Origin of the sequence: Nitrospira sp., from assembly GCA_005116745.1 — a bacterium.
In the GTDB taxonomy this organism is placed as follows: domain Bacteria; phylum Nitrospirota; class Nitrospiria; order Nitrospirales; family Nitrospiraceae; genus Nitrospira_D.
Window position 1 is genome coordinate 479,566 of sequence record SWDS01000002.1, and the last position, 19,499, is coordinate 499,064.

General features: G+C 57.4%; 16 protein-coding genes. 7 read left to right on the forward strand and 9 right to left on the reverse strand.

What is annotated here, in order from left to right; genetic code table 11:
- Positions 1 to 374: 374 nt before the first annotated feature.
- From E8D52_04345 to E8D52_04385, 9 genes are all read right to left on the reverse strand, one after another.
- Positions 375 to 9,182: a hypothetical protein gene (locus E8D52_04345; GenBank protein TKB70282.1), complete on the reverse strand. Its 8,808-nt coding sequence runs from the start codon at positions 9,180 to 9,182 to the stop codon at positions 375 to 377.
- Positions 9,183 to 9,241: 59 nt separating this feature from the next.
- Complete coding sequence (locus E8D52_04350) at positions 9,242 to 9,919, reverse strand: ABC transporter substrate-binding protein (GenBank protein TKB70283.1); 678 nt, start codon at positions 9,917 to 9,919, stop codon at positions 9,242 to 9,244.
- 58 nt (positions 9,920 to 9,977) lie between these two features.
- Entirely contained in the window at positions 9,978 to 10,286 is a 309-nt protein-coding gene (locus tag E8D52_04355; protein TKB70284.1) for a hypothetical protein, read from the reverse strand.
- 307 nt (positions 10,287 to 10,593) lie between these two features.
- Positions 10,594 to 10,776: a DUF3309 domain-containing protein gene (locus tag E8D52_04360; protein TKB70378.1), complete on the reverse strand. Its 183-nt coding sequence runs from the start codon at positions 10,774 to 10,776 to the stop codon at positions 10,594 to 10,596.
- Positions 10,777 to 11,020: 244 nt separating this feature from the next.
- A complete protein-coding gene (locus E8D52_04365) occupies positions 11,021 to 11,251 on the reverse strand; it encodes a hypothetical protein (protein ID TKB70285.1) in 231 nt (76 codons plus the stop codon).
- 602 nt (positions 11,252 to 11,853) lie between these two features.
- Positions 11,854 to 12,243: a hypothetical protein gene (locus tag E8D52_04370; GenBank protein TKB70286.1), complete on the reverse strand. Its 390-nt coding sequence runs from the start codon at positions 12,241 to 12,243 to the stop codon at positions 11,854 to 11,856.
- A gap of 791 nt (positions 12,244 to 13,034) precedes the next feature.
- Positions 13,035 to 13,484: an Hsp20/alpha crystallin family protein gene (locus tag E8D52_04375; protein TKB70379.1), complete on the reverse strand. Its 450-nt coding sequence runs from the start codon at positions 13,482 to 13,484 to the stop codon at positions 13,035 to 13,037.
- Between the two features lie 84 nt (positions 13,485 to 13,568).
- Positions 13,569 to 13,796: a CsbD family protein gene (locus tag E8D52_04380; protein TKB70287.1), complete on the reverse strand. Its 228-nt coding sequence runs from the start codon at positions 13,794 to 13,796 to the stop codon at positions 13,569 to 13,571.
- Positions 13,797 to 13,877: 81 nt separating this feature from the next.
- Positions 13,878 to 14,045, reverse strand: coding sequence for a DUF1328 domain-containing protein (locus E8D52_04385; GenBank protein TKB70380.1), 168 nt, complete (start codon positions 14,043 to 14,045; stop codon positions 13,878 to 13,880).
- Positions 14,046 to 14,578: 533 nt separating this feature from the next.
- Here E8D52_04385 and E8D52_04390 point away from each other — a divergent pair.
- From E8D52_04390 to E8D52_04420, 7 genes are all read left to right on the forward strand, one after another.
- Positions 14,579 to 15,073, forward strand: a complete 495-nt coding sequence (locus E8D52_04390; protein TKB70288.1) for a type II toxin-antitoxin system VapC family toxin — start codon at positions 14,579 to 14,581, stop codon at positions 15,071 to 15,073.
- A 364-nt stretch (positions 15,074 to 15,437) separates the two neighbouring features.
- Complete coding sequence (locus E8D52_04395) at positions 15,438 to 15,632, forward strand: hypothetical protein (protein TKB70289.1); 195 nt, start codon at positions 15,438 to 15,440, stop codon at positions 15,630 to 15,632.
- Between the two features lie 249 nt (positions 15,633 to 15,881).
- A complete protein-coding gene (erpA, locus tag E8D52_04400; GenBank protein TKB70290.1) occupies positions 15,882 to 16,223 on the forward strand; it encodes an iron-sulfur cluster insertion protein ErpA in 342 nt (113 codons plus the stop codon).
- Positions 16,224 to 16,282: 59 nt separating this feature from the next.
- Entirely contained in the window at positions 16,283 to 17,491 is a 1,209-nt protein-coding gene (locus E8D52_04405; GenBank protein TKB70291.1) for a ferredoxin oxidoreductase, read from the forward strand.
- A gap of 98 nt (positions 17,492 to 17,589) precedes the next feature.
- Complete coding sequence (locus tag E8D52_04410) at positions 17,590 to 18,480, forward strand: ferredoxin oxidoreductase (protein ID TKB70292.1); 891 nt, start codon at positions 17,590 to 17,592, stop codon at positions 18,478 to 18,480.
- 99 nt (positions 18,481 to 18,579) lie between these two features.
- Complete coding sequence (locus tag E8D52_04415; protein ID TKB70293.1) at positions 18,580 to 18,828, forward strand: allantoinase; 249 nt, start codon at positions 18,580 to 18,582, stop codon at positions 18,826 to 18,828.
- Between the two features lie 75 nt (positions 18,829 to 18,903).
- Complete coding sequence (locus tag E8D52_04420) at positions 18,904 to 19,320, forward strand: hypothetical protein (GenBank protein ID TKB70294.1); 417 nt, start codon at positions 18,904 to 18,906, stop codon at positions 19,318 to 19,320.
- Positions 19,321 to 19,499 lie beyond the last annotated feature (179 nt).

The window sequence follows — 19,499 nt, forward strand, 5'->3', positions numbered from 1 at the left end:
ATCGATGAGTCGGGTCAATTGGAAGCTGTTGCAAAACCGTTACATTCTAGAGAGCACGCCTAATTCCTGTCCTGCAACCTCGGGAAGGTCTGACTAATTCACAATGCCGTATAGGAGCCAGCCGGATTCCTCTGCGTTTTGAGCGCTGACTACTGGAAACTCTTAATTATTCCGGCCTTCCCTAACAGAGCTTCGCGCGCGCTCCCATCTCCTCATGGGCCACCCCCATCATCTACAATTTCGCAGTAACAGTTCGCCGCTTCCCATGATCTCCTGGTACCCAGACTGGTCATTACAACCGAAACCGACACGTTATTTCTTCTTTCCGCAAATCTCAACAGTCGCTTGGACTTGACCATCTCTTGGACTGACCATCATCCGAGCACGACACGAATGTGGTGCTCGCCATCCTTAATGAGAGGAATATTGTCGCGGCCAATTATTTGTTTCCCATCAAGTTCTACCAGCGTCACGCCGCGGCATACATGGTGCGGGTTTTCCACTGTGATGTCATAGACCGCCGAATGATACCGGAAACGAATCGAGTACCCCGGCCAATGGCGCGGAACACAAGGATCGACGGAAAGCGTGGCACCGCGCAAGCGGAAACCAAGCATCCATTCCATACCGGCCCGGTAGAGCCAACCAGCTGCGCCGCTATACCAGGTCCATCCCCCACGTCCGACATGTGGAGGCTCGCCGTACACGTCGCCAGCGACGACGTAGGGCTCGACTTTGTAGCGCTGGACGCTCGCTCGCGAGGAGACCCGATGAACAGGGTTCAACAGACGGAACAACTCGCCGGCCTTGTCACCTTCACCCAATGCCGCGAAGGCCAGCACAGTCCAGACCGCCGCGTGGGTATATTGACCACCGTTTTCTCGGACGCCGGGGACATAGCCTTTGATATAGCCGGGATCCCTCGATATCTGATCAAAGGGTGGTGTCAACAGACGGATCAGTCCATCTCGCCGGTTCACAAGATGCCGTTCCACCGCAGCCATGGCGCGTGCGCCGCGGTCCGGATCTGCCGCGCCGCTGATCACTCCCCAGGACTGAGCAATGGAATCGATGCGGCATTCCGGATCTGCAGCGGAACCGAGTGGCGTCCCGTCATCGAAGTACGCGCGACGGTACCACTCCCCGTCCCACCCGTCCCGCTCGATTGCGGCCTTCAACGCACTCACATGCAGCCGCCACGTTTCGGCACGAGCACGCTCCCCACGCTGAGCCGCCACCTTGGCGAACTCCCAGAGCACCGTATGCAAAAACCACCCGAGCCAGACGCTCTCCCCTTTGCCCTGCTGGCCCACACGGCTCATCCCGTCATTCCAATCTCCAGTACCCATGAGTGGAAGACCGTGACTGCCGACGAGAAGGCTCCGATCCAACGCACGCGCACAATGTTCAAAGAGGGTGGCGCTCGTCTGGGACACACGCGGCTCAAAATAGGATTCATGTTGCCCCTCGCCCAATGCCGGACCTTCTAGAAAGGGCACCATTTCATCCAGCACAGTCATATCGCCGGTCACTTCAAGAAATTGGATCACCGCGTACGGCAACCAGAGCAGATCGTCGGAAATGCGGGTCCGCACACCGCGTCCGGACGGAGGATGCCACCAATGCTGAACGTCGCCCTCGACAAACTGCCGCGCGGCCGCCCGCAGCAAATGCTCGCGCGTGATGTCGGGTGCCGCCACACTCAGGGCCATGCCATCTTGTAGTTGATCGCGAAACCCATAGGCCCCGCTCAACTGATAGAAGGCTGCACGTGCCCAAACGCGGCACACCAGCGTTTGATACAGCACCCATCGATTCAAGAAAATGTCCATCGCACGTTCAGGCGTATGAACTTGTACGACGCTCAAGAGGTCGTCCCATCGGCTGGTGACCTCACGCAGGAGCACATTCACGTCCGCACCACGATAGCGATTGAGCAGGAGACGAGCCTGCTCTCTGTCCGCTGTCTGACCTAGAAACCAGACGATTTCAGCGCGTTCGCCTGCTGCCAGCTCAATCGACAGTTGAAGGGCCCCGCAAGGATCGAGACCCGCTCCGACCCTTCCGGATAATGCACCTCCCACTTCCAACGCCAGGGGTTGTTCAAACGTTCCATTGCGACCGAGAAATTCCTTGCGATCACCAGTCCACGATGTGTGTCTTCCGGCAAGATCGGTAAAGCCGATGCGTCCGGCAAATTCGCCGCCTAACATATTGCGCGCAAAAAGCGCCCCGGTCCCCGGATCGATCTCTGTGAAAATGTAAGGTGCGGACTCACTACGGGAACTCCCGAGCACCCACTCAACATAGGCCGTCACTGAAAGGCGTCTCGATCGGCCAGACATATTCTGTAACGTCAATCGAGAGATCTTGATCGGATCTTCAGACGGTACAAATTGCAGCAATTCTGCCAAGACGCCGTGGGAACCATGATGGAATCGGCTATAGCCCTGCCCGTGACAGGCGACATAGGGTGCCGGATCGTCACGAATCGGCAGCGCCGTCGGACCCCAGACCTCTCCGGAATCGTCATCACGGATATAGAGCACCTCACCCGACGGATCAGATACCGGATCGTTCGACCAGGGCGTCAGCTGATTCTCGTGGCTGTTCAATGACCAGGTAAACCCGGAACCAGACTCCGACACGAGGAACCCGAACGACGGGTTCGCGATGACGTTAACCCAGGGTCGTGGCGTCCGAATACCTTCGCCGAGAACCGTGACATATTCGCGTCCATCGTCTGCGAAACCGCCCAAGCCATTAAAGAATTCGAGTTCACGTTCAGGCACCGGCACATCCAAGCGTTTGCCCAGGCGTGAGGAAGAGGAGTTCGTCGAGGTCACACGGCTCCTGCGCGGTACGCGAGTGAGCTGCTCCGCCAACGTCCCGCGCCGGCCGAGCAGAACGACCCGAGCGACCTGCTGCAGCAGCATTCGATCCTGCGCGGAGAGCAGGTCAGTTCGCAGGAGATAGATGCTACCTCGTGCCCCGCCGACATCCGGGCAGAGCCGCAACCTGCTGCCTCGCACAAGCCCTTCCAACGAACCCTGCAACCCCTGCTCATACGACGAGGCCTTCTCATTCAGGATGATCACATCGGTTGATAACTGCCTCATCCGCCAGTATTCATGCGCTCGGAGCAATTGCCGGACGATGTCGACATCATCCGCATTGTCGATGCAGGCCAACACGATAGGCAGATCGCCTGAGATACCATGCGCCCACAGCGCCGCACGGTCCATCACACCCTGGCTCAGTACCTCAGAGGATGGTCGCAGCGAGACATCGGAATGCAGCACGGCATTGGCTAGTTGCTGGAACAGTTGGGCCTCATCTGTCTCGATACCGAGGTGATGGAGTTGCACTCGTGCTTGCGTCCAGGCCAGCGACAGGGCACGCTCAAAGACTCTCGGGTCGCTGTACTTGTTGGCCAATTCCAACACGCCATCGCGGGTAGAGCCGACAATGGTTGAAAACACCAGGCGTACAGTCCCGCCTGCAGGCACCCGCACCGTTCGGCGCAGGCTCATCACCGGGTCAAGCACGGATCCGACGGTATTCGAGAGTGTCCGCCCATCGATCATCGAGACCGCCGTGCGGACATGGTGCCCTCGTCCAAGAAACCGCGCGCGATCCGTTTCATATTGCAGGGCGCCCACGGTCTCTCCTTCGACCACCACCACCTGGGCCACCCACACCGTCGCTTCCTCATTCGACCGCCTGCGACGCGTAGCGAGCAGCGCACCGACCTCCGGTATGAATTCGGTCTGCACGAACAGATTCGCAAACGCCGGATGGGCCACATCGGCGGCCTGTGGAGCCAGAGACAGCTCGGCATAGGAGGTCACTTGTAGATCGCATGCGTACGCGCCCATGTTGGTGACCGAGATGCGTCGCACTTCGGCGTCGTCCTCGGACGACACCACAAGCTCAAGCGTCGTGTTCCAGTCTCCGTCACGTCTGGTAATTTCGGCTCGTTCTTCGGTGAACGACACCTCATAGTCGTCGGCCTCGACGCCACTGGGCTGATACCCGGCCGACCAGACAGACCCCGTCTGCATGTCACGCAGAAACAGATAAGACCCCCAGCAGTCTCGCGTCGCATCCTCACGCCAGCGCGTCACCGCAATATCTCGCCACCGGCTATACCCCGAGCCTGCCGTGGTCAGCATGACCGCATACTGCCCATTGGACAGCAGATGCGTCCGCGGAGTGGCCTCATGGGGCGCGGTAAATCGCCGTACGACCGGCGGGATGAGGTCGCGAACTTGCGCTGCGGCCGCGACTTCTTCCGCGCGCGGGCGTGTCACCGGCACGTCACGCGGAGTCCGTTCCTGGAGCAGCAGTTCCGTCGCTCGGACGATCGGCTCGGCATGAAAACGGTTTCGCATCAGTCCGTTGTTCAAGACATTCGCGATCGAGACCAACGACATGCCCTGATGATGCGACATATAGGCCCGCACAATGGCCACGTCTTTTCCTTCCGGCACCCGTGTCCCCGTGTAATCCAGCGCTTCATAGAATCCGTAGGTTCCTCTCCCTCCGGCCTCGGCGAGACGCTCAAAGCCTTGCATGGCTTCCATAGGACTGATCATCGCCGCGAGGGCAGTGGCATAGGGAGCGACGACCACATCCTCACTGAGGCCTCGCTTGAGCCCCAGGCCCGGCACGCCAAAACTGGAATACTGGTACGTCAAGTCGAGATCACGGGCATTATAGGCCGACTCTGAAACACCCCAGGGCACGCCTCGCTCTCTCCCATATTGAATCTGCCGACGGACAATCAGCTCATACGTCCGGGACAGCAAGCTGCCTGCCGGGAAACGCATCACCAACGCCGGCATGAGGTATTCAAAAATAGAGCCCGACCAGGACACGAGCGCCGAACCGTCTCCCACAGGTGTCAGGGCGCGGCCCAGGTGAAACCAATGCGATGACGGCACATCGCCCTTGGCGATAGCGATAAAGCTCGCCAACCTGGCCTCCGACGCCAGCAAGTCGTAGCAACTGGGATCCAGGCTGTTCTCCGGTATGCGATAGCCGATGGACAACAACTTGCGGGTCGGATCAAAAAGAAATGTGAAATCCATGGCGTGAACCATGTGCTCCGCATGCTGCGCGATCGTCGCCAGACGGTGGACCAAACCCGTGATGCCTCCGCCCGCTTGCCGTATGGCATCAGCCAGAAGGGCGATTCTTGCCAAGGTGGCACGATCCTGTGAGGGACGACTGAGCAACTGGTCACGCAAGTGATCGAGCGCGCGAAGCGCATCCGCAAACCGCTCAGGGGCAGTCGCCAGCGTGGGAACGGGTTGGAAGAACGGCGCAATAGCCGCCCACTCCAGCGATGGCCCCGACGGATGGTCGAACAGAGCCGCCCGATCTTTCGCATTGAAGCGGACCCAGGGAAGCAACAATTCCGCGTCCCGGAGATGGCTTTCTACGCAAGCCCGAACCGCATCGGCCCACGTACGCAATTCCCCATCGTGCTCATCACCGCGCTCCTGTCCCAGTGCCTGCGCCATGTCCGCAACCGTCTGAGACAAGGCCGTGAGCTTGCTGAACCTGGCGGTCCAGCCAGCGGGATCGACCGGTCTCGACAAGAGCGCCATGGCCAATGCATCGACAGCTTGGTTCACCTGCTTTCTAGTCACCGTGTGGGTCTGTCGCTGATCTGGAATCTCCTCCAGCGCATCGCGTAATAGTTGGATGGCATCATCGATCCCGGCAAACACATCGCCGTCGATGGCAGAGCGCTGAATCAACTCACGGCATCCGTTCCCCACAACCAACAAATGGCCCGCGAGGTTTCCACTATCGACGGTGGACACATACTTGGGATCCAACGCATGCAGGGTACGTGTGTCATACCAATTATAGAAATGCCCACGAAACAGCTCGAGACGGTTCATGGTCGCAAGTGTGGCTTCCAGTCGTTCGGCCGCGTCAAGGGTCCCCAACCATCCGAGGTCACGGGCAACCAGGGTTGAGAGCAGATAGAGTCCGATGTTGGTCGGCGACGTGCGATGGGCGACGACCGGCTTTGGATCTTCTTGAAAGTTATCAGGCGGGAGCGCATGGTCCTCGGGAGACACGAACGCTTCGAAAAACCTCCAGGTTCGGCGCGCAATTAATCGGAGCGTCCGCGCATCGGCCGGAGAAATCGGCTCGGCCCCCAGGAGTCGAGGCGGCAGACTGACCCACCGGGCCACGGCAGGAGCCGACATCCAGAGCAGCACGAACGGAGCGGCGGCGGCCCAGGACTCATAGCCCCCAAACACTGCCACCCCACCAGCTGCCGCGACGGTGAGCGCCACACCGCCTGCCATGCGCCGATACATCCCCGTCAAGTTGCACGTATAGGCGTCCTCGGCTTGAGCCGCGGTCACCCACTCCAACATCCGTGTATGCGTGAAGACGAGCCGACCGAGAGTACGAAGAATGGCATCCGTCATGAGCCATGCTTGATGCACAAGGAACGTGACGGTCAACGCGATCTGCCTCGCGGCCAATTTTAGGTCGGTGCCTGCTCCACGAAAATGGGTGCGCAAGGCAATCTTGGATCGGCGCGGGTAGAGCCCCAGCACGAAGGACAACAGCGAGGGAATTGCGATCGTGCTCAGAATGAATTCGGACCAGACCCAGCCAGATGGTTCTGGCAGCAACCATCCGACGATCAATGTCAGAAACGCCGCAGGAGCCGACAGGGTCCGGCGGAGATTGTCGAGAATCTTCCAACGACCAATGGCGGGAATCACCACCGCACGATGCGGCTCAGACCCGGTATGCCCTCGCCCGAACAACCAGGGCAACAGCTGCCAATCGCCGCGTGCCCATCGATGCTGCCTGGCTGCCGCCGCCTCATAGTGGGCAGGAAACGCTTCGAACAGCTCGATGTCGGTCGCCAGCGCCGCGCGCGCGAACAATCCTTCAAAAAGATCGTGACTGAGCATCGCATTGTCCGGCACCTTGCCAGCCAGTGCCGCTTCGAACGCGTCGATCTCGTATATGCCTTTGCCCGTGTAGGACCCTTCCCGGAATAAGTCCTGGTACACATCAGACACCGCCGACGCGTAGGGGTCGATCCCGCTGGGTCCGGAAAATGTCTCTTGAAAATACGAGCCCTCGCCGCTGCCTGGGAGCGACGGGGTAATCCGTGGTTGCACGACCCCATACCCTTCTACAACGCACCCAGCGAAACAGTCGAACCGTGGCCGGTTCAGAGGGTGAGCCATGGTGCCGATTAGCCGGTGCGCGGCTCCACGCGGCAACCGTGTATCCGCATCCAAGGTGATGACGAACCGGACCGATGGAATCAACTCAGGAAGCTGCCCACCGACGGACATGAACGTCGTGCTCGTCGAGCCGCGCAGCCATTGATTCATCTCATGCAGTTTGCCTCGTTTCCGTTCCCATCCCATCCACACCTGTTCGGATTCGTTCCAGACACGCCGGCGATGCAATAGCACGAACCGCGGGCCGCTCCCCGCCGCGGGGCCGTACCGTTTGTTCAGCTGCGCGATTCCCTCTACCGCGCTGTCCAGCAGTTCGACGTCATCCGGCATACCTTCGCTCGGGGCATCGCTCCAGTCTGAGAGCAGAGCGAAGCGCAGGTCATCATCCGCATTCGCTAGATAGTGCACTTCCAATCGCTCAACCAGCTCATCGATGCCCTGCCTGGTTGTCAGCAACATGGGGACTACCACGATTGTACGCAACTCTTTAGAAATGCCGTTTCTCAATGCCATGCGGGGCAATGACCGCGGCCCGAGGATGGCCACCACCATCCGATTGATGAGCGCCATAGCGAGATCTGAAGCTGGCACGAGCGCAACGAGACCGAGACAGGCCAGGCCTGCAATGGTCACCCCAGTGGCGCCCGCATGCCATAGTGGGAAGGCCAGGACTATGGCGGTCAACAGGGCGAGCGATCCCAGGTAGCCCAGAGCCGGAACCTGGACGCACCAGCGCAGGATCAAGCCTTTCCAAGACACCCTGTAACCGAGTTCGCGTTCAAATGCCTGGCGGCCCTGGGAGATCAGGTAATAGCCGGGGTCCATGTGCCGATCCAACTCCGACTGCTCACTCGCATGCATCTCAATCCCAGCCAGTCTGGTACGAGCCATAACCCGTGCGGTCACGTCGAGTTCCGACAACCCCGTACCGCGGGAAAGATCCTCGATCGCATGGCGATAGGCATCCCGCGTGGTAAAATCCATCTCGGCATAGCGGGAATCGCCCCGCAGCATATTGTCGACTGAACTGACGCTCTCAAAAAAGTCCGCCCAATCAAACGCGGACGTCAGCCGCATGCTCGTAATGATGTTGCGAACCGTGACGCTCGTGGCCGCCTGTTGCTGATGCTCCGCATGCACCATGTCGTCGGCCGTTGTGCCTTGCCCAATCAACCGCTCATCAAGCCATTGCAGAACGGGACGCACCTTGGGATCCAGGTCACGGAGTCGCTGAACCAGCTGTACAGCGAATGCCGCAGCTAATGGTCGGCGCTCAACATGGCGAAGAATCGTGGCTAGAGGTTTGGCGACTCCCCCCCCGGTCCCCAACAAGCTGTCGGCCAGCTCGTCGGCTTCCAGCCTATCCGCGCGGCTCTGAACGATCCGCTCGATCAACCGGCGAAGGTTCTCCACCAAGACGACACGCAGCGAGATCGCCACGGCCCACAACTCACCGATTGTGAGCGGTTGCACGCATTGATACGCCGACACAAAACGCCGGAGCATGTCGGGATCGAAACGACTGTCGGTGTGGGCCACGAACGCCCAGGCCACGCCAAAGACCCGTGGGTAATGCTTTAAGTGGCCTGATGCAAGTTTGGGTAATTGCCTATAGTATCCTGGAGGCAAATCGTCGATGATTTCGCGAAGTTGTTCGTCGATGATATGAAAATTGTCGACGAACCATTCGGCCGCTGGAGTAATCGTCTGCTCATCGCGGATCGTACGAGCGATCGCCTGATACGACGCCACCAAGACTCGTCCATTCTCAAGGACTCGTGGCGTGAGTAATCGGCCCACGCGTGCGTCATCGGTGACAACCTGTGCCACCGCGAGACTTGCCGCATGCTGTTCGAGCCGTTCGGCGCCGAAGAGCTCGGCGCGAATTGGCTCTTCCAGTTCAGCGCGCTTGCCTACCGGTGAAAACATAGTATCCATGGGCATTCCAATGCGACATTCCGGTTCACCACCTACATGCCCACTCGCTGCCTTTGCGCGCAGAACTATGGAGCCGTCGTCGTTTCAAACGCTTTTACCACGAGAGTCTTCTCTTTCATCTTGTTTACTAAACCTATGTAGGAATGGGTGCGGATAATGCTGGCGAACTGTGCGTGGTAATTGCTCACGATGCCTGCGCCGTCGATGACCACATCGTACACATACCAATGGCCGATCTTGTCGACTAAGCGAAAATCTAGGAGGGTGTCCACCTTGCGGCCAGACAGCCTCACCCTCACCTCAGCACAGTTTTCTTCATATTGTTCAGACAGGTAGCGCACCTGCTCGTCGGCGTAATGATCAATTCGCCCGGCAAATGTGTCTCGGAGTAACTGAACAAAGAGCGTAACAAATTCTTGCCGTTCAGTGTCCGTCAGTTCTATCCAGGGCTCACCCAGAGCCCGTTTGGCCATATCTTCATAGCTGACGCCCTGCCTGATGACGTGCTCAATCTTCTGACGTCGTTCCACCGAGCGGCCCGGCTGGTTCAGCTCTTCGCTGTTGAGAATATGGATCACCTCATCCATGGTGTTTCTCACTGATTCTGTGGCGGTCTGCTCTGCTGACGCCACGGGGGTCCCGATCAGCAGCATCATGCCTACCGTCACGACCCAGGTCATGCCGAGACGCGGTTCGGAACTGATTGCGCCCGTACTCGCGGTACTGTTGGATATCTGCTTCATGGGTTCCCTCCCCACAGTCACCTCTGCCTCTGTCACCCAAGTGTTCGCGTCATGCGATTCAGAATTTCGGCTTCATGTCCTTCAACGAATCGCCACCTTTTTTCAGGAGGTCTCCTCCAGGAGTGCCATCACCTTGTGGAGACAGACTGCTCAGTTGCTCCTTGACCTGTTTCACTATCCCCATATTCTTTTGAAGATCGTCGACATTCTTCTGCATATCCACCAACGCACTGCCGAGCTGGCTCACCGACGTCGAAAGCCCAAAGATTCCTTGGGCAGCTGCATAGTGCAGAGAGAGCCCTCCCAGCCCAAAGCCCATAATGAATGCCGACACGATCATGATGGATAGCCAAGATCTGTTCTGCATATTCTCCTCCTTTGCGGTTCCTTGCGGGCTACGTGCTCTGACCACTGTCAGATTCGCCGCATCCTGATTTTTTGTTGGTTGCCTTCTTTCGACCTCGTGATAATCTGATCTTTGATCTTGTCGTAGGTCATCATCCTGCCCTCTAGCCTTTGAACAGGCCATACGCAGGATCCCAAGGATGAGCCATATCCCTGAGAACCTGCGCGGCACCACCACTTAAAGCAGAGTGACGCCTGACGGAACTTGACACCGGTATGAACAGAGATCCCCCAACAGAGGCCTACTCAACTACGAACGCTCACGCCCATTACGGCTTGACAGTTGCCGTCCGGTCCGTCCGGCCCATCAGAGTCAGAAGAGTGTGAGCCACGAGGAGGAAACCCAGCCCGCCGCTGGGGATATATCCCCAGGTTCCGCCGTACGACCAGATCGGAAGTACGCCGACACACAACACACCCAATACGACAATAATAATAGTACTCATCTTGATTCTCCTTATGTTCGCACATTCACCGCGCACTCGATTATTCTGTGGCCATACAGGCCACCGTCACAACTTCGGCTCGCCGGACGGATGTCTGCTATCACGGGATGAGAGACGACTGGGCACCTAGACTCCAGCATAGCGAGAGGCCAGCTGATAATCTGGTCAAAACAGCTCAGACGAAGAAAGAGGCAAGGCGGTAGACCACAATCACGATAATAGAACTGGCCGTCGCATTGTTCAGGCAGTTCTACTTGGCTTCCGTACAGTTCAATTCATCCCGCACAAGTCCCAGATGGGTTCGCTCCCGCCGAAGTCTCTGCATGTGCGCCTGGATATCGGCCAACATACAATCGATTTCCCGCACCCTGCTCGTCCGACCGGCCGGCCTGCGGCGAACGGACTGCCGACTCTCCTCACCGTTCATGACGCTCGCCGAAGTCTGGGATACACCTGATACGTCGTGCTTCTCGAGTTTCATCCTTGCCTCCTCCTTACTACCCGCCATAGGTTTAGCTCCTTCCAGATGCATTCGCCGCAGCAGCGAATGCTCATCGGAGCGATGCATACACTTCCGAGGGAATCGTGATGCGTTCAACGTCCCTCGTCCTGACCCTCCTGCGCGGGGTCACCCGCATGTTCTCCGAACGGCGGAAACGATTTGCACGAACGACGGCATCCTCGATACACCCACAATTGATGCAGCGTGTAGCCCTGTAGAGAGAGTCTGTTCCGCTGCTCAGATCATCGAATGTCTCGCACACCAATAGCCCTCGACAGCGTTGGCAGACCATAGGTCCTCCTTCTGCGCCAATGGCGCACATATGACACACCAGACACGGACGTCACATGACCTCTCGCCATCACGCTCAGTCCCTCACGAGACTGGGCAAGTTCTCCACATACACTTCTTCTTGCGCCGGAAGTATCCACGACTACCTCACTAGGGGTAAGCATACGGGAGTAGCCGGCCGCAGTCTGTTCACAATTGCTCAGTAGGGAACGATTGCACAATGGAGGCGAGGCGGAACGTAGCCAGGTCTAACGTGATTGAATTAAAGAACCAGAATCAGAGGGGAGACCCTAGTCGTGCAGGACGACGTTGAGAAGAGAACTATGCACGTGCAATCCGCCATTCCGGCGCGACCCACCTTGATAGTCAATGAACCCGAGCTTGCGGAACTTATTCATGAAAAAACTGACGCGTGAGCGGGTGGTGCCAACCATTTCGGTCAAGGTTTCCTGACTGATCTTCGCAATGACCGTCTCCGGCTTGCCTTCCTTCCCAAAGTGGGCCAACAACAGCAACGCCCGCGCCAGCCGCTTCTCGCTGGAATTAAACAGTTGATCCACTAAATCCTTCTGGACTCGGATCGAGTGCTTCAGTAAATAAGACATGAACGCCGAGGCGAACTCGGGCTGCTCTTGAAGCTGATTTAGATAGAAACACCAGGTCATCGCAGAACACACCATACAACGGCAGGTGCAAGCCTATCAATGGGTTTGTGGCCTGTCGTTGTTCCTTGTGTTCTCCTGTTCCCTGCCCGAACCGTGACTGAAACCGGAAAGTATTTTCGTCGATCTTGGCGGAAGACCCCTCGGGGCTTTGTCCGATTCCCGGGGTAGGTCTTTGAGTCTCGACACCTATCCATGCATAAATCGAAAGCATCTCCCCGGGGGGACACCCCCAGGACCTTCACAAATGAACGCGTTTAAACAGGGAACTCCTCGAAAAGGAAAACCTGGCAACTCGTCACGGCGCTTTATCTGTAAGAACTTGGATTTGATCGGGCAGGTCGTGGCAGAACATAGTCCCGGTGACCGGCAGGTCGCGACCCTGAGTAGACGTACATGACCGACCGCTACCAGGGAGTCAGGACGCACATCGCGTCTGCAGGTGTCGATACTTCAGGAGAGCTCGGGCTGAGGCACGAAACGGGAATGTCCCGATCCACTGTGCGGCAGCTGGTCACTCGCTATTCGCGTAAGAGATGAAACCAACGACCAGGAGCATGAGTGCCATGAACGCGAACGTTATGAGGATGCTCACCATGTCTATGCCTTTTGATCGAGCCAAGAACGCTTATGGAAAGATACACATGCGCATCAGTCGTATCATCGCCACCCAACAGCAGAAGACGGCGATAGGGAGCTGGTCCTAAGCAGGGGAAGTACAAGGTGTGCGCGGAGCATCAGGAAGACTCCATCATCGCGTAGGCGTCAGAACGCCTTGCCTGATGCCCCATCCCTCGATCAACGCAACACTAGCCAACCTGGATCTCAATGGCTTTCGGCTTTGCCTTCACAGATTTCGGGAGATGCACCCGAAGCATCCCGTCGTTAAAGTCCGCGGCCACCTTACTCCCATCCGCATCCTCCGGAAGTGAGAAACTGCGCACGAAGCTCCCGTAGGCGCGTTCGACCCGGTGATACTTCTTGCTCTTTTCTTCCTTCTCAAATTTCCGCTCGCCGGAAATCGCCAGGACATCGTTCTCGACCGTGAGACGCACGTCCTCTTTCTTCATATCAGGCAATTCGGCTTTGATCAGGTATTCTTTCTCATCTTCAATAATATCCACCAGCGGCGACCATTGAGTCACCGTCAGGGCTTCCTTTCCTCCGTTGCCCGTCGCCTCTCGACCGGCAAACAGCGTCGCCAGATGGCTTTCCAGTTCATCCCGATCCTTGAACGGATTCCACCGAGTTCTGCTCATTGGATCCCAGCGTAAGATAGTGTTCATGGCCTCATCTCCTTGTTGTCATAACAGTATTCGACATCTCTGATTGATCGATTCCGGTCACTGGATCTTTTTCCCCGCCTTGGCCGACGGAGCCTTGTGGTACCACTGATCCGCCCACTTCATCAGCTCACGCTTCTTATCGCCATACCGTTCCTGCGCTTTGGCGACAAATCTGTCGTAGTTCCCTCCAATCTCCTGGAGATCATTGTCCGTAAACTTACCCCACTTCTCTTTGAGTTCACCTTTGAACTGCATCCATTTTCCTTTGAGTTGTTCGGCATTCATCGCATGGTCCTCCTTATTTATAATTGACCTGAGGGCTGGGTCGTCATGCTGGAAACCACCAGATAACCCGTCACCCCTCGGTCACACCGGGCGGGTCGTGTGCCCCGTGATCCAATGAATCACCAGCAACACGATCCCGGTTACGAACAGCATCCACGAAATCTGCACCGCGACCGTCGAGATCCCAGCGAGATTCAGCGCACCGGCAATCAAGCCGACGACCAGGAACATCAGCGCGTAATAGAGCATGGGTGCTCCTCTCTGATGGAATACGGATGTGAATCGATCAGTCCTCTGCGGCATGGCCGGCGTCCTGGCCGCCTCCATCAGCAGGCCATACCACCAGACAAGCAACGAGTCAGAGAGACTGTGATGTAAACGCGGCGGAGACTGGGGAATCGGTCACGCTGGGAAGGGTCAGGAAGCGCGAGAGATGGGACAGCCAGCGGGGCTTCACACCTGACACCATCACCCTGGGCGCAATGAGGGCAGGAGTCAAGCGATATAAATTGCGTGGAATCTGAGACAAGATCGGACAGATGCTGTCGGAAGCAAGCGAGAGGTTCCGACCCAAAGCAGAAGTATACGACTGACCGCTACCAGAAGAGGAGCTTATGCCGATCCGCATAAGACGACGATCTCATCGCGGTAGTGGAGCGGAACTTGTCCTGCTGCAATGGGCTAGGGCTGGCGATCGGTGCTTACCCGCCGGTTTAGGCAGAAGTGGACAATCTGCTGTAACGGGATTATACAGTCTGTCTAAACATTGTTAGAGCGTACCCATGCACGGAGTGCCAAACGACGCGGCGACGAAAAAGTTCGTGTGGGATACGTCTGCGCTTCTCAACATCAAGGAGCCTAACGGTCAGGGATATTCACCGGGGCATAGCTTCTACAAGGACTTTTCGGACGGTTGGCTCTCCGGACCTTACTTCAACATCTATCCCGCAATCGCCGTCTTCGAGCTTCAAGCATCAGTTTCGCGCGCACATCGCGAAGGGCGAAAGATGCTTCGTGATTTCTACATTGTGAGCGAGAACTCCGTGGTCTACCCCATCGACCAGGAACTTATCTCTCGCTGCGCAGATCTCTTCGATAAGCCTGGTTTCTCAAGCCTTCGCGGCGGCGACTTGATCTTCGCCTGTATTGCACGCATTGAGGATGCCTATCTTGTAACTCTAGACAAAGGTTTTAGCCTCGTTGCCGATCACATCCGCGTTATTGATCTGAATGAGAGTCGGGACTCAGCAAAGTATCGTAACCTGTTTCGTGATTAAACGCGGGGTGCCGATGCGTTTTAACCAGCGGCTGGTGCGGACGTGAGAACTGGCCGTGTGTCTCGTTCAGGGCTGTGCAGGGGCCGCTTTATGGTAGTGCGATCTTGGCGCCGAACTTCAGCTTTTGGCCGTTCTGCGACCGTCATGTCCGACCCAAAACAGAAGTCCACGACTGACCGCTACCAGAAGAGGGTCTGATGCCGATCCGCATAAGACCCGGTCATACATGTCGACGGGCCGTCAGTCATAGCACCGTCATTGATGATGGGATATTGTTTATGATCATTGAATATGTGTTACGCGGCTAGAACATGGCGGATCCGGTTCTTATTTATGGTCCGCCTAAACGTTGTTAGGCCGCACCATGACTATGCGTGAGCGCTTCAAAGAGCCGCAGATCAACCCGACCTGGGAACAGGTCGTCGAGCGCGAGCCACTGATGGCGTTCTCCTTTTACTTGTCCGGGCGAGTGAACGTGCTTCTCGCTCTGAAGGATGAGATCCTCGGACACCTTGATCAGGGTTTCTCTGCGGCGTGCGTCACCCTTAATAGCGCTTGACTCTGATGCCTAATGCGCCCAGGGTGAACCTATGACGTACTGAGCCACGCCGACCGTCCTATCCTCGCGCGTCACATTCTCTCCCTCCCATGTCTTGCGCGACCGATTCCCTGGTCTCCGCCGCTTTTTCGCCGAATGTTCCTCGAAATCCCTGTGTCGATGCCCTGGGCCCAAGAGCTTTGATTGCTTGGGGTGGCAGAGGTGCCTCCACACGGGAGTGGAGCTGAGGTCTATTGACCACATCAGTCAATGCAGAAAAGGAGCACTGCCATGATTACGATCACACCGACGGCAGAAGGAAAGATCCGAGAACTCATGCAGGAAGAGAAAGATACGGTTGGCCTACGTGTCTACGTAAAGGGCGGTGGGTGCCATGGCTATCAGTACGGGATGGCCTTCGAGTCCGTCATGAGTGAAGACGACACCGTCATCGAGAAAGGTGACGTCAAGGTCATCATGGACTCCCAGAGCGCCCCATTGCTGGTCGGCTGCGAAGTCGATTTTCACGACAGCGTGCAAGGCTCCGGCTTTGAGATCAAGAACCCACAAGCCAAAACGACCTGTGGGTGCGGCAGTTCATTCAGCGCATAACGTCCTCACACGGTGCGCCGAATCGCCGGCCACCGCCGTTCGATAGAAAGGAACTAGCCATGGACAGTACAGCCATCATCGGAACCACGAATAAGAAGGGGCAAGTCATCACCGATCCACGCGTGATGATGAACGACGCGCCTCGCACGGCGTCGTTTTTTACCGGCAGCGAAGTCATTAAGGAAGCCGTCAGGCGTGCGAACGTCGATGTAATGGTGGCCTATCCCATCACACCTCAGAGCGAGGCAGCCGCCCTGTGCGGCGAGCTCTTTGCCGAGGGTTATATCGGCGACTATTTCCGTGGGGAAAGTGAATTTGCGGTCATGTCCCAATGCGCCGGCGCCGCCTTTGGCGGGGCCCGTGTCTTCACGACGACTGCCGGACCGGGCACGATGCGGGCCATGGAAAACTTTCCGATGTGGGCCGGATCCCGATTACCGATCCAATGTATCGTCACCTGCCGGGGCATCAATTCCCCCTTGTCGATCCAACCGGACACGATCGAGATCGCCTACCTGATGAATACGGGCATGCTCGTCTGGCACGCGGAAACCGCGCAGGATTTCTACGACTGGATTCTCAAGGGTTATATGGTGTCGGAAGAGCCGGACGTGCATTTACCCTTGGCTCTCTGTTGCGACGGCTTCTTCGTGACCCATACGAAAGACGTCGTTGACCTGACACCCGCCGACATGTGCCTGCCGCCTTATGATCCCTATCGCTCACCCGTCCCCTGCATGGATATGGAGTGTCCCCCGGTCAGGATGATGCGCGATCCCTTCGTGATGAAGAGCAACTACATCAGCTACGCCACGCACGCGAGCTGGCAACAGGAAATCTGGGCCGCTGCGGAACGCTCGCGCAAGCACACGATCGCCTGGCTGGATGGCTTGATCGAGACAGAGGACGTCGATGCCGACATCCTCATCGTCTCCTCAGGAACAGCCGTCTCCCAGGGGCGGGAAGCCATCCGCCTACTGGCTGATGAAGGGATTCGCGTCGGGCTGGTGAAAATCAAAACCCTACGACCATGGCCGGAGGAAGAACTTCTCGAGGCGACCAAACATGCCTCACATATCATCGTGCCTGAGTTCAATGTCATCGGATGGATGGCTAAAGAAATCAAAGCCACGATCCCGAATAGTAAGCGAGTCGTCGCCGGACCGCGCGTCTGCGGCGGCATGACCTTGCCACCGGAAGTCATTGTGGAGGAAGTCAAGAAAGCGATCGGTATGCGATCCGGCGTATTGGCAGGACGTGGCGGATGAACATGCCACAGGGGCGGAACGGCGACGAAGCAGTCGGCTGCGTCAGAATGTAACCATCACCACCGCATGTGCGGATTACAGAGAGAGCGAGGTATCCGATGAGTCTTGATTATGTAAAATTCACACCAGGATTCGAATCCTTCATGCCGAAAGAATATCGGGACATGGTGGAGCACGGGCCTTTCGGGAAGAAAACGACCGTTTCGCAGATGGGGAGTTTCAAAGAGATCCTTGAAGAGCATCCCATGTGCGCCGGCTGTGCGATGACCCTGTTCATCCGGCTTGCGATTATCGCATTCCCAAATCCCGAAGATACGATTACCGTTGGAACGGCGGGCTGTGGCCGGCTGGCGATTTCCCAGGCGGCGATTCCGTTCGTCTACGGCAACTATGGTGACCAGAACGGCGTCGCCAGTGGGCTGTCGCGTGGATTGCGGATTCGTTTCGGCGACAAGCATAAGGATGTCGTCGTGATAGCTGGTGACGGCGGCACCGCCGACATCGGATTCCAGCAAGTTCTCCATTCCTGGTTCAGGAAAGAGCGATTCACGACGATCATGCTGGACAATGAGGTGTACGGGAATACGGGCGGACAAGAGAGCGGCATGACGACCAGAGGGGCGGTGCTCAAGATGGCCCCGCTTGGCAAGAAATTCGAGAAAATGGACATGGTCGCCATGGCAAAGATCGCCGGCTGCGCCTACATCGCCACCGTCGTGCCGAATAACCCGCGGCGGGTGGAAAGCTGCATCAAGAAGGCCGTGCTGATCGCTCGCGAAGTCGGTCCGACCTATATTCAGGCCTATACGTCTTGTAACATTGAGTATGCGATCCCGACCGACCAGGTGATGGCAGACGCCAAGACCGTCGAGGATGACCGGTACAAGTTTGCTGAGTATGTGAGCGAGGATGCCAAGGCGTATTTAGCCGAGCGATACGGGTACAAAGAGTTCGCCCAGAAGCCGATGGCGGCAGTCACGACGGTGTAATCACATGGGTGGAAGATTCCAGAAATGGCCCATACGACCCGCTCGAATCTTCCACCCGTCGGCCGTACGCCCTGTCGACGATCGAACAGGAGGGGAATCATGATGGACATGCCATCAACTGACACAAGTACGAAGCCCCGCTATACACTGAGCTATGGCCTCCGGTTGGACAAAGGCACGGCAAGCGAGCTCACTCACCCGCGTGTGCCCATTCTCCTGCCCGATGGCTCGGTCGGCAGCATGACGCTGCACGTGATGAACGGCACGGCGGATGAAATCAAGGCGCAGCTCATCGACAGCATCGACGCGTTCTTCGACATCTACGCCGATGTGTACGCCGACGTGTAAGGCTCAACCGTCCATCACCGAGGCGTCGGTATCGCTCAAGATCCTTCCGACGTCTTTGGTAGGAGGCCCGCAATCATGCAAACACTCGACATCCATCGCCCCGAGATGCCAAATCTACAGTTCGTCCTGTTGGTCACGGCGCTCTGTACCTCTCGTCTCACCGCAATCAATATTCCTTATGCCCTCCGTGCCACGATTTTCAATCGGTGCTGGACGCTCATTCATGAAAGCCCTCCGCCCGGCAGACCAGAGGAGCGTGTCCTGGACCTCCGACCCTGGACTGAGCTCACCGTCGAGGCGATGGCAGAGACTATACGCGTGGCGTTCATAGAGGCAGGGATTCAAATCTTGGCCTGGGAACATGCACCCAGCGAGCCGACACGTACCAGCACATCTGAAGCCAAACCCCTCATCGAACGACTCGCGCAACTGTATCCTCAGCCGCCTAAGGAAACCGATAGTGGCCAGGCTGCAGATGCTGTCCCGCGCTGACAGATCTGCGACCTGCGAAATCTCTCACCTCATCTACGACATGACTTCCATTGATCCACCGTTACCACGCATAGGTCTCCGGTGCGGCCCCACCGGGGCCGGCGAAAAGATTGTCCAGCTTCTTCAAGGTCTCGCGACTAAGCGAGAGGCTCAGGGCCCGCATGGCTCCCTCCAGCTGT

Coding starts and splice junctions, on each gene's coding strand:
- E8D52_04345 (TKB70282.1), bottom strand. CDS start 9,182: ATGCCCATGGATACTATGTTTTCACCGGTAGGCAAGCGCGCTGAACTG.
- E8D52_04350 (TKB70283.1), bottom strand. CDS start 9,919: ATGAAGCAGATATCCAACAGTACCGCGAGTACGGGCGCAATCAGTTCC.
- E8D52_04355 (TKB70284.1), bottom strand. CDS start 10,286: ATGCAGAACAGATCTTGGCTATCCATCATGATCGTGTCGGCATTCATT.
- E8D52_04365 (TKB70285.1), bottom strand. CDS start 11,251: ATGAAACTCGAGAAGCACGACGTATCAGGTGTATCCCAGACTTCGGCG.
- E8D52_04370 (TKB70286.1), bottom strand. CDS start 12,243: ATGGTGTGTTCTGCGATGACCTGGTGTTTCTATCTAAATCAGCTTCAA.
- E8D52_04375 (TKB70379.1), bottom strand. CDS start 13,484: ATGAGCAGAACTCGGTGGAATCCGTTCAAGGATCGGGATGAACTGGAA.
- E8D52_04380 (TKB70287.1), bottom strand. CDS start 13,796: ATGAATGCCGAACAACTCAAAGGAAAATGGATGCAGTTCAAAGGTGAA.
- E8D52_04385 (TKB70380.1), bottom strand. CDS start 14,045: ATGCTCTATTACGCGCTGATGTTCCTGGTCGTCGGCTTGATTGCCGGT.
- E8D52_04390 (TKB70288.1), top strand. CDS start 14,579: ATGCACGGAGTGCCAAACGACGCGGCGACGAAAAAGTTCGTGTGGGAT.
- E8D52_04395 (TKB70289.1), top strand. CDS start 15,438: ATGACTATGCGTGAGCGCTTCAAAGAGCCGCAGATCAACCCGACCTGG.
- erpA (TKB70290.1), top strand. CDS start 15,882: ATGCAGAAAAGGAGCACTGCCATGATTACGATCACACCGACGGCAGAA.
- E8D52_04405 (TKB70291.1), top strand. CDS start 16,283: ATGGACAGTACAGCCATCATCGGAACCACGAATAAGAAGGGGCAAGTC.
- E8D52_04410 (TKB70292.1), top strand. CDS start 17,590: ATGAGTCTTGATTATGTAAAATTCACACCAGGATTCGAATCCTTCATG.
- E8D52_04415 (TKB70293.1), top strand. CDS start 18,580: ATGATGGACATGCCATCAACTGACACAAGTACGAAGCCCCGCTATACA.
- E8D52_04420 (TKB70294.1), top strand. CDS start 18,904: ATGCAAACACTCGACATCCATCGCCCCGAGATGCCAAATCTACAGTTC.